Genomic DNA, 11,022 nt, shown 5'->3' on the forward strand with positions numbered 1-11,022 from the left:
TTTGCGCTTATTTAAAATAAGCACCTTCGGTGTTGCTATGATCCGTTTGGTCAACTACACGCATCAATTCAGGAACATGCTGTTTCAAGGTAGTTTCAACGCCTTGTTTCAAGGTCAGGTCAATAGATGAACAGCCTTGACAACCGCCACCAAATTTCAGTACTGCAGTTAAACCGTGTTCTTCATCTTCCACCACTTCAACCAGTGCACAGTTACCACCATGGCCTGCAAGTCCCGGGTTAATTTCAGACTGAAGCACATAGGTAATGCGCTCTTCTACCGAGGCATCTGGACCTACACGCGGCACTTTAGAATTTGGCGCACGGAATGTCAGCTGACCACCAAAACGGTCTTTATTGTAGTCAATCACGGCATCCAGCAAATACGGAATGGATGGAGTATCAATAAATGCCGGAAAATCCGGGTAATCCTGTTTATAGTCGGTTGGAACAACTTCGTCAGGTGCACTATATGCCATACAACATTCAGCACGTGGCGTACCAGGATTTTCCACAAAAACACGCACCCCAATACCTGGTGTATTTTGCTTTTCTAACAAATCCTTTAAATACTCTTGAGCAGTCGGAGTAATCAATAAGTTTGGAATCTCTTCTGCAACTGCAGTGCTGGTGTTCTCAGTCGACATAACAATTTTTCCTCAAGCTGAAGTGTCCATTTTAACTGAAGATGTGGGGTAATTTCATAAATTCAACTAAAATTGTCGGATTTATTGTGAAAGTTCCACTTAAGCTGCCATTTAATGGCATTATGAACAATAGATTTTGAAATGTAGAACTTGCTTTTATGTTGGATTTACCTTTTAACCATACCGTTACCCTGATTCTTATTACCGTTATTATCTCGCTGATTGCGTTTTCAAATCAGAAAGTCATGAGCCGACTCATTTTCTGGCCGCCGGCAATGCAGCGTGGACAATATGATCGTTTTATTACCCATGGTTTTGTGCATGCAGACGGGACTCATCTGCTGTTCAACATGATTACCCTGTTCTTTTTTGGCAGCGTGATTGAAAGTTTTTATCGGCAATATATGTACGATTTGGGCTTTGTGCTGTTTTATTTGGGTGGCCTGATTTTTGCCATTTTGCCAAGCTATCTAAAGCATCGTAATGATCATCGCTGGGCCAGCTTGGGTGCCTCTGGTGCGGTGTCTGCCGTGCTGTTTGCCTATATTCTGTTTGAACCGTGGAAATTGATCTTTGTATTCTTTATTCCTGTACCGGCAATTATTTTTGCCGTGCTGTATGTGGCTTATAGCGTCTGGTCAGGCAAACGCGGCAACTCCAACATCAACCATAGTGCGCATTTATGGGGAGCGGCGTATGGGGTAATAATGACGATTATTATTGAACCCCGCCTTATTGGCCACTTTTTGAATAAACTGATGCAAGTGCCTTTTTAAGGTATTTTTCAGAATAGGAACACCCGGTATTTAGGCTTTAAAAACACTTCGCTGGGTTTGTTCAATAAAGAACATTCGAATATTTAAAAAATTAAGGAGCTTAATGCTCCTTTTTTGCTGCGTATATTCAATAAAGATTTACATAATTTTGTCATTAAATGCTACCCCACAAATCATTTTGGCATAGATAATGTAGACATCTGTATATAAATGCGCAAAAAAAAGAGATCTTTTGCATGTCCACTTCATTAAATGGTCTTCAATTCCCCATCAATCCCCACAGCAAAAAAGCCAGTACCACCCAAACAGGCAAAGAAATTATTGCTGAAGCCCTGTCTATTGTTGATAACAAGTCATCCATGGATGCACTTGCCGAAAAAAATTGGCGCAAGCACTATCCGATCTATTTCAAGGCCTTGGTAGAACACGGTATTCGCACCATCAACAATTCCATTACCATTGCCAAACAAGGCTTGCATAAAGCCCATCATAGCTTTGATTTTTATCGAGATGGTCAACGCTATTTATTAAAAGACATCATGAAAGATGTCGATACCGCCACCTTGTATACCATTCAGCTCAAAGGCGAAAGTGATATTGCACCAGAATGGTATGTTCCCTATAAAGGACAAAAGTTAAAAGGTCAGGCTTTACTGGATCAAATCCAGATCTGGCAAGATGCAGGTATTATTGAATGCAGCCATGCGGATGCCTTGCGTACGGCACAGGCCCATCCGGAATGGTTTGATCTTTCAGACCGTACCATGGTGCTATTTGGTGCAGGGTCTGAAGCCGGTCCGCTCACCTGGCTGGCACGCTGGAAAGCCAATATTATTGCCGTAGACTTACCCAATACCCGGGTGTGGGACAGAATCCTCAACACCATTCAGCAAGGCAACGCCACACTGTATGCACCTTGCACGGAAAAATTGGCAGAAGATACCTCAAGCAAGGTACTGAAAGAAAAATTAGGCGCAGATTTACTCACCCAAACGCCTGAAATTGCCCACTGGTTAAGCCAAAGTGAACATCAGCTTGATTTGGCAGCTATTGCCTATCTCGATGGTGAAAAACATGTTCGTGTTGCCATGGCCATGGATAGCATCATGGAATATGTCAGTGAGCAAAAATCGGACACCAGTTTAATGTTCATGTGCACGCCAACCGATGTCTATGCCATTCCGAAGGAAGTGGTCGAAGCGTCTTATGACAAGTTCCAGTGCCGTTCCAAAGTCCGTCAGCTTCTGAGTAAAGGCATTTCAACCGTTACCGCCCAGCGTTTTTTCCAGCAGAATCTACACACACTCATTCCTTCCGACAATGGTCAGGAATATGGCATTGCGGACTGTCTGGTGGTCGAACAAGGTCCAAACTATGCTTTGGCCAAACGGATCCAGCAGTGGCGTGCCACACTGGCGCGTCATTATGGACAACGGGTCAGTATTAATATTGCGCCGTCTACCACAACCCATTCAGTGACCAAAAATCCGTTATTAAAAGCCGCCTTCAGTGGTGCCAGCCTGTTCGATGTGGAATCGTTTAGTCCAGAAACCACCAATGCCTTAATGGCTGCGTTATGGATTTATGACCTGCGTCATCCTGAATCGGTTGCAAACCCGGAAACCCATCTGGATCATCCGCTGGAACTGATGATGAAAGGTGCCAACCATGGCGGATTATGGCGGGTGCCTTATTTGGCCCGCACCGCTTTGCCTTTTGCCGCACTGTATGGCTTTGCCAATGAAAAATTGCCGATTAAGAAGGTGCTACGCAAGATAAAAAAATAAGGTAAATTTATTCTCTGTCGATGAATATTTTTATCATTTTCTTTTAAGATCACTCCTCCTTGCAGGAGATGAGTATCCTCAGAATATATTCTGAGACGCCAGGGAGAGGTCATTTTTTACTGTACTAAAAGGTACATATATTAATAAAATCCTCCAGCTCTTACGAAATATATTTCTCATCCCCAAGGCAGGAGGAACTTCTCTCTTTTAAAAAGATGAGTAGTTCTGCTAATCCAGGAAGAGTTTATTTTTAAAATCGAGTACTCCTTAAAAACAAAAAACGCTGCAATTGCAGCGTTTTTTGTTTTCAACAGAAGTCTTAAACGAACTGTAAGAATAACCAGTACAAACCACCAGATAAACAGATGGTCGCCGGCAAAGTGAAGATCCATGNCAACAGAAGTCTTAAACGAACTGTAAGAATAACCAGTACAAACCACCAGATAAACAGATGGTCGCCGGCAAAGTGAAGATCCATGCAGATAAAATGGTACGCACCATTTGCAAATTCAAGCCTGATTTATTGGCTACCATTGTACCTGCAACCGCACTGTTCAAAACGTGGGTTGTCGATACAGGCATACCCAAACCATCAGCAGCAGCAATCGTTGTCATTGCAACAAGTTCGGCTGACATACCTTGACCATAAGTCATATGGTTTTTACCAATACGTTCACCTACAGTGACCACAATACGTTTCCAGCCCACCATCGTACCCAGACCTAATGCCAGGGCAACAGCCACTTTCACCCAGGTAGGAATATACTGAAGGAATGAATCCAGGTTTTTACGATATTCTTTAACCAACTTGCTTTGATCTTTTGACATCTCAGGAAGCTGCTCAGCTTTATCTAAACGCTTAAACGCAGTCGTGCTGAGATACATATCATTGCGGATCGCAGAAACTTCAGCCTCTGGAATATTGTGAATATCACCATATTTGGCAACACGGTCACCCAGATGATCGGTCAGGCTCGCTAAAGCAGGAACCACTTCCGGGGTCACTTCTTTGGTTTGAATATATTTGGTAATGACAGCACGTGCCTGAGCATCCGCAATATCTTCATGCTGCGGATAAATAGCTGTAGCCGTTTGCTGAGACAATTGCTCAAAAGACTGAATATGTGCATTGTCTAAATTCTTGTTTAAAGAATAAGCCAATGGTACACAACCAATCAAAATCAGCATAATCAAGCCCATGCCCTTTTGACCGTCATTTGAACCATGCGCGAAACTCACACCGGTACACGTGAAAATCAAAATTGCACGAATTAAAGGTGGCGGCGGCTTGTTCCCTTCAGGCGGATGAAAGAGCTCCAACTGTTTACGGAAGATTTTTTTCACCAGTAAAAACAGGACAGCAGCAAAAGCAAAACCAATCAGCGGAGAAAATAGCAGTGCTTTACCCACTTTCATCACCTGCTCCATATCTACGCCGCTTGCGCCAGCGCCGGAGTGCAGGATGTAGTTCATAATACCCACACCTAAAATCGAACCGATTAAGGTATGTGAGCTTGATGCCGGAATACCCAAAAACCAGGTACCCAAATTCCAGAGAATCGCAGCGATCAGCATGGCAAAAACCATGGCAAAGCCTGCGCCTGAACCGACATTCATAATCAGTTCTACAGGTAATAAAGCAATAATACCGTAAGCAACAGCACCACTTGCCACCATCACCCCAAGGAAATTACAAAAACCTGCCCACATTACGGCAACAGGGGCAGATAAGGCATTGGTATAAATAACAGTTGCGACTGCGTTGGCCGTGTCATGAAAACCATTAACAAATTCAAAGCCTAAAGCAATTAATAAAGCAGTCGCTAAAAGAATAACGGAATATAAACTTAATGCTGGCACATGCGCCAAATCGGTTGAAAGCTGAAAGCCGATATACACCAAAGTTGAAATAATAACCGTGAGAAACACCGGCATAAAAAATTTCGGTGTAGCAACATGCACATTCGTCGATTTCGCTGGTGCTGATGGCACCTGATCTTGGACGGGAGGAATACTAGAATTCATGCAGACGGTTCAAAGGGATAATAAAATCCCTCATATTGTTCAATTTAATTATGACAATTATATGACAAAGCGGTGTCATATAAAGCAATTTTTCATACTTTATTTGGCACCTTCCTCGCTAAAAACCCGAGAATAACAGTCAACTTAAACAATTAAAATCATATACTTATAGTAAAACCTCAGTCATTTCTCAGGCTACCTTAGCCATTTCCCATAATGTTACAAAGCATGAAATATAAGACCGCCGGACATGCGAATACGGCAAGCTCAGTCAGCTTGAAGCATATTCATTACAACTTGATGAAGGATTTATTACAGAACTATCAACAGGCTAGTTTAAATTTAACCCGACTATTTATTCGGCAAGCCCATCATGACGCTTAGTAAATAAACTGAATATCAGAAAAAATGAACTGATTTCTGCTAACATATATGCCGATTTTATATTCCATCGGATTGGGGTTATTTATGTCCACGCTTGCCACCCTAAAAGAGCTGCTCGCTCAACGGATTCTGATTATCGACGGTGCGATGGGCACCATGATTCAGCGTCACAAACTCGAAGAAGCTGACTACCGTGGTGAGCGTTTTGCTGACTGGGCATCTGACCTGAAAGGCAACAATGACCTTTTGGTACTGACACAGCCGCACATTATTCAGGGTATTCACGAAGCCTATCTGGATGCGGGTGCGGACATTATTGAAACCAACAGTTTCAACGGCACCCGTGTTTCCATGTCGGACTACCATATGGAAGATCTGGTTCCCGAGATTAACCGTGAAGCGGCACGGATTGCCAAAGAAGCTTGTGCAAAATACTCAACTCCAGACAAGCCACGTTTTGTAGCCGGTGTACTTGGCCCCACATCACGTACCTGCTCAATCTCGCCGAACGTCAATGACCCGGCTTTCCGTAACATCACCTTTGATGAACTCAAAGAAAACTATATTGAAGCTGCGCATGCGCTGATTGAAGGCGGTGCAGACATTCTGCTGATTGAAACCGTATTTGATACCTTAAACTGTAAAGCGGCTATTTTTGCGGTAAAAGAAGTCTTCAACCAGATTGGTTATGAACTGCCATTGATGATTTCAGGGACCATTACCGATGCTTCAGGCCGTACTTTGACCGGTCAAACCGCAGAAGCATTCTGGAACTCGGTGCGTCACGGTGATTTGTTATCAATTGGCTTTAACTGTGCTCTTGGTGCAGATGCCATGCGTCCACACGTAAAAACCGTGTCTGACGTTGCCGATGTATTCGTGTCTGCCCATCCTAATGCCGGCTTGCCAAATGCTTTCGGCGGTTATGATGAGACTCCGGAAGAAACGGCTGCCTTCCTGAAAGAATTTGCAGAAAGCGGTTTAATCAACATTACTGGTGGTTGCTGTGGTACCACACCGGATCATATCCGTGCCATTTACCATGCCGTTAAAGACATCAAACCGCGTCAATTACCTGAAACCAAACCGGCATGCCGCTTAAGCGGTTTAGAACCATTTAATATTACAGCCGATTCGCTGTTCGTGAACGTGGGTGAACGGACCAACGTCACCGGTTCTAAAAAATTCCTGCGTTTAATCCGTGAAGAAAACTTTGCCGAAGCTTTAGAAGTTGCACAGCAGCAGGTTGAAGCCGGTGCGCAAATCATCGACATCAACATGGATGAAGGCATGCTCGATTCAGAAGGCGCAATGGTGCACTTCCTGAATCTGGTCGCCTCTGAACCTGAAATTTCCCGCGTTCCGATCATGATTGACTCATCTAAATGGGAAATCATTGAAGCGGGCTTGAAATGCGTACAAGGTAAACCGGTTGTCAACTCGATTTCCCTGAAAGAAGGCTATGACGAGTTCGTCCATAAAGCGCGTCTATGCCGTCAGTATGGCGCTGCCGTGATTGTGATGGCCTTTGACGAAAATGGTCAGGCAGATACCGCTGAGCGTAAGAAAGAAATCTGTAAGCGTTCATACGATGTTTTGGTGAATGAAGTCGGCTTCCCGGCTGAAGATATTATTTTTGACCCGAACGTGTTCGCGGTAGCCACCGGTATTGAAGAACACAATAACTATGCGGTGGACTTCATTGAAGCGACCGGCTGGATTAAGCAGAACCTGCCACATGCCATGATTTCAGGCGGTGTGTCTAACGTATCGTTCTCTTTCCGTGGCAACGAACCTGTACGTGAAGCCATTCACTCGGTATTCCTTTACCATGCCATCAAGCAAGGCATGACCATGGGTATTGTGAATGCTGGCCAAATGGCGATTTATGATGACATCCCAAGCGAGTTAAAAGCTGCGGTTGAAGATGTGATCCTGAACCAGAACCAGGGTGAAAGCGGTCAGGAAGCGACTGAAAAGCTGCTTGAAGTGGCTGAGCAATATCGCGGTCAGGCAGGCGCTCAAAAAGCGGTTGAAAACCTTGAATGGCGTAACGAGTCAGTTGAAAAACGCCTTGAATATGCATTAGTGAAAGGCATCACCACTTTTATTGATGAAGATACTGAAGAAGCACGCTTAAAAGCCAAACGTCCGCTCGATGTGATTGAAGGTCCACTAATGGACGGCATGAACGTGGTTGGCGACCTGTTCGGTTCAGGCAAAATGTTCCTGCCGCAAGTGGTGAAATCTGCGCGTGTGATGAAACAGGCTGTAGCCTGGCTGAACCCGTACATCGAAGCAGAAAAATCGGGCGGTGAGTCTAAAGGTAAAGTGTTGATGGCGACCGTAAAAGGCGACGTGCATGACATCGGCAAGAACATTGTTGGCGTAGTATTGGGTTGTAACGGTTATGACATTATCGACCTGGGTGTGATGGTGCCTGCGGAAAAAATCCTGCAAACGGCCATTGACGAGAAGGTCGATATCATCGGTCTTTCCGGTCTGATTACCCCATCTTTGGATGAAATGGTGTTTGTTGCCAAAGAAATGCAGCGTAAAGGCTTTAAGGTGCCGCTCATGATTGGCGGTGCAACCACGTCTAAAGCACATACTGCGGTAAAAATTGATCCGCAATATTCAAATGATGCCGTTATTTACGTGGCCGATGCATCTCGTGCGGTGGGTGTAGCAACCACCCTGCTGTCTAAAGAGATGAAACCTGCCTTTGTGGCAGAAACCCGTGCTGAATATGAAAAAGTGCGTGAACGTATTGCCAACAAACAGCCGAAAGCTGCAAAACTGTCTTATGCAGAATCGGTTGAAAATGGCTTGAAAATTGACTTTACAGCCAATAAGCCTGTGAAGCCAAACTTTATCGGTACGCAAACGCTGACCAATTATCCTTTGGAAACTTTGGTTGAATATTTTGACTGGACACCGTTCTTTATTTCATGGAGTCTGGCAGGCAAATTCCCAGCCATCCTGAAAGATGAAGTGGTGGGCGAAGCTGCAACTGACTTGTACAATCAGGCGCAGGCGATGCTCAAAGACATCATCGAAAATAAACGTTTCGATGCACGCGCGGTATTTGGCATTTACCCTGCCAACCGTTCAGGTGCCGATACAGTTCAAGTATTTGATGAAACTGGCACGACTGTTACGCATACTTTTGAGCATATCCGTCAGCAGTCTGACAAAGTAACAGGCAAACCAAATCTGTCATTGGCTGATTTTGTAGCCCCTAAAGGCGTGACTGAAGATTACTTAGGCGGTTTCACCGTTTCGATCTTTGGTGCAGAAGAACTGGCAAATGAGTACAAAGCCAAAGGTGATGACTACTCAGCAATTCTGGTTCAGTCGTTGGGTGACCGTTTTGCCGAAGCCTTTGCAGAGCACTTGCATGAACGTATCCGTAAAGAGTTCTGGGGCAACCAGGCATCTGAACAGTTGTCGAATGAAGAGTTGATTAAAGAGAAATATGTCGGTATCCGTCCTGCGCCAGGCTACCCGGCATGTCCTGAGCACTCTGAAAAAGCGCCATTGTTTGACTGGTTAGGTTCGACTGACAAGATTGGTACGCAATTGACTTCTAGTTTTGCAATGTGGCCACCTTCATCGGTCAGCGGTTTCTACTATGCCAACCCTGAGTCGCAGTATTTTAACGTGGGTAAAATCGCGGGCGACCAGCTTGAGGATTATGCGAAACGTAAAGGCTGGACTTTGGATGAGGCAAAACGCTGGTTAGCGCCGAATTTGGATGATTCGGTTCAATAATTTGCATTAAATCGATGAAATAAATCCCCTCACTTGAGGGGATTTTTTATGCTAAAGTTTAAAAACATATATAAATTCTTAAACCTATGAAAATAGAAAAAATAGAGTTAGAACTACTTGACTTAGATCATTACTCAGATTTAATGATTCTTCCTGAATTGATTGAAGATGAGCAAAATATTTATGCTGCATCAACTGTTTCATTTTTCAAATATGCTCGAAATTTTATAAATATAAATTACATACAAAAACCAGATATAGTACTAGAGCAAAGAGCTATTGATTGGTTTGGACCAACTTTATTATTTACAACAGCAGCTTTAACACAGAATCCTGAATTAGTATCAATAGCCCTTAATGTGCTCTCAGATTATATATCCGATTACTTTAAAGGCCGTAAAGAACCAAATATTAAGTTAAATGTTATGATTCAGAAATCTAAAGCAGAATATACAAACCTTAAGTATGAGGGTCCCAAAGACGGACTAAAAGAAATTGAAAAATTAATAGAGAAGTTAAAAAGATAAGATGCCTCCCCTAACTTTTAAAGATATTCATATACAATTTTGTAAGAAAATCGATGAACTACAGATTTATAATAATTTTACAGTTAGTTTGTCTTTTAAAAAATTAGCTATAGAGGATTGCATATACTTTATTAAATATATCAAAAATATGAAATATCAAGCTATCAAGCGAAGTCACTCTTATGAAGCTGATCAACTATTTCATATGCAATGTCTCTTAAATAGCCTATTATCATCATTAAAAATTTGGATATTTCTTGAAGAAAAAGATTATAAAAAGGCTTGGGATTCGTTAATAGATGCACAAGAGTACCTAATTGTTGCAAAGAAAATAAACCATTATGATGGTCTAATCAATTTAGAGAAACATCTTGAATCTATTGAAAAAAGCATATTTCCACAAAGAAAAATTTATCTAAGTGCTGCCTTCACATCATCAATTGGATATTGTTCTATCTGTAATAGAGAATTCTTTGAATGTGATCACGTCGAAAATAACATCTATTGTGGGCAACTATGCTTAAGAATAAAAGTTGAAAACATTAAAGCTAATCATGTTGCCTTAGTTGAAAATCCAGCTGACAGAAGGTGCATTGTTACAAGTTATGGTAAAGATAAATCTGTTATAGATTCATTTACTTTAGAAAACATTGAGGATAAAGATGAAGTCCAAGATGGTATTTTCCACGGTTATGTGTTGTCTTTTAAAAAGTTAGATTGGCATTAATTTTATAAATCCGCTTCCCCCCTCAACACCTGTCCATTATCAAACCGCAATACCATCAACCATAATTGAGCTAAAGCCTCATCTCTCATCCGATCAGCCTCTAAACCTTCTTCTGTAAAATGCTGACTTCCATCACACTCAATCACCAAATTGGCAGCAGGACAATAAAAATTTCCCTCACCCCAGCCCTCTCCCATAGGGCATAGGTATCTACACAAATCCCGAGCTTTGCGTTAAATTGAAGAGCATGCTCTTCAATTTAACATCTCTGGCTTAGATCAGCGTCTGGTTAAACGCTATAACAGCCTTGTAAAGCTCAATATGAATCCTCTCGCTTCACTTGCTCCCGCAATCAAAGACCTGGCTTCTGCCCAAA

The 11,022-nt window shown here is 42.7% G+C and carries 8 protein-coding genes and 1 pseudogene; 6 read left to right on the top strand and 3 right to left on the bottom strand.

What is annotated here, in order from left to right:
• Positions 1–7 precede the first annotated feature (7 nt).
• Positions 8–646, bottom strand: coding sequence for a Fe-S biogenesis protein NfuA (nfuA, locus tag H4I94_RS13650; protein WP_092818742.1), 639 nt, complete (start codon positions 644–646; stop codon positions 8–10).
• 158 nt (positions 647–804) lie between these two features.
• Here nfuA and H4I94_RS13655 point away from each other — a divergent pair, with 158 nt between their 5' ends.
• Entirely contained in the window at positions 805–1,422 is a 618-nt protein-coding gene (locus H4I94_RS13655; RefSeq protein ID WP_131274524.1) for a rhomboid family intramembrane serine protease, read from the top strand.
• A gap of 236 nt (positions 1,423–1,658) precedes the next feature.
• The gene (locus H4I94_RS13660) at positions 1,659–3,209 is read left to right on the top strand and encodes a hypothetical protein (RefSeq protein ID WP_261183448.1); all 1,551 of its coding nucleotides are present in this window, start codon (positions 1,659–1,661) and stop codon (positions 3,207–3,209) included.
• Positions 3,210–3,614: 405 nt separating this feature from the next.
• On the opposite strand, the gene H4I94_RS13665 is transcribed toward H4I94_RS13660, so the two are convergent.
• Positions 3,615–5,234 (bottom strand): inorganic phosphate transporter, encoded by a 1,620-nt coding sequence (locus H4I94_RS13665; RefSeq protein ID WP_261183449.1) that lies wholly within the window; start codon positions 5,232–5,234, stop codon positions 3,615–3,617.
• A gap of 228 nt (positions 5,235–5,462) precedes the next feature.
• Between H4I94_RS13665 and H4I94_RS13670 the strand changes: the two genes are divergently transcribed.
• The 4 genes from H4I94_RS13670 to H4I94_RS13685 all read left to right on the top strand — a co-directional run bounded on the left by H4I94_RS13670 (position 5,463) and on the right by H4I94_RS13685 (position 10,646).
• Positions 5,463–5,618, top strand: coding sequence for a hypothetical protein (locus H4I94_RS13670; protein ID WP_261183450.1), 156 nt, complete (start codon positions 5,463–5,465; stop codon positions 5,616–5,618).
• An 84-nt stretch (positions 5,619–5,702) separates the two neighbouring features.
• On the top strand, positions 5,703–9,392 hold the full coding sequence (metH, locus tag H4I94_RS13675; protein ID WP_261183451.1) for a methionine synthase: 3,690 nt from the start codon (positions 5,703–5,705) through the stop codon (positions 9,390–9,392).
• Between the two features lie 86 nt (positions 9,393–9,478).
• Positions 9,479–9,919 (top strand): hypothetical protein, encoded by a 441-nt coding sequence (locus tag H4I94_RS13680; protein ID WP_261183452.1) that lies wholly within the window; start codon positions 9,479–9,481, stop codon positions 9,917–9,919.
• A gap of 1 nt (position 9,920) precedes the next feature.
• Positions 9,921–10,646, top strand: coding sequence for a hypothetical protein (locus H4I94_RS13685; protein ID WP_261183453.1), 726 nt, complete (start codon positions 9,921–9,923; stop codon positions 10,644–10,646).
• 2 nt (positions 10,647–10,648) lie between these two features.
• Here the strand turns inward: H4I94_RS13685 and H4I94_RS13690 are convergent.
• Positions 10,649–10,819: pseudogene (locus H4I94_RS13690) on the bottom strand (endonuclease domain-containing protein); the annotation flags it as partial.
• Positions 10,820–11,022 lie beyond the last annotated feature (203 nt).

Origin of the sequence: Acinetobacter sp. T_3_1, assembly GCF_025377055.1 — a bacterium.
Classification (GTDB): Bacteria; Pseudomonadota; Gammaproteobacteria; order Pseudomonadales; family Moraxellaceae; genus Acinetobacter; species Acinetobacter kookii.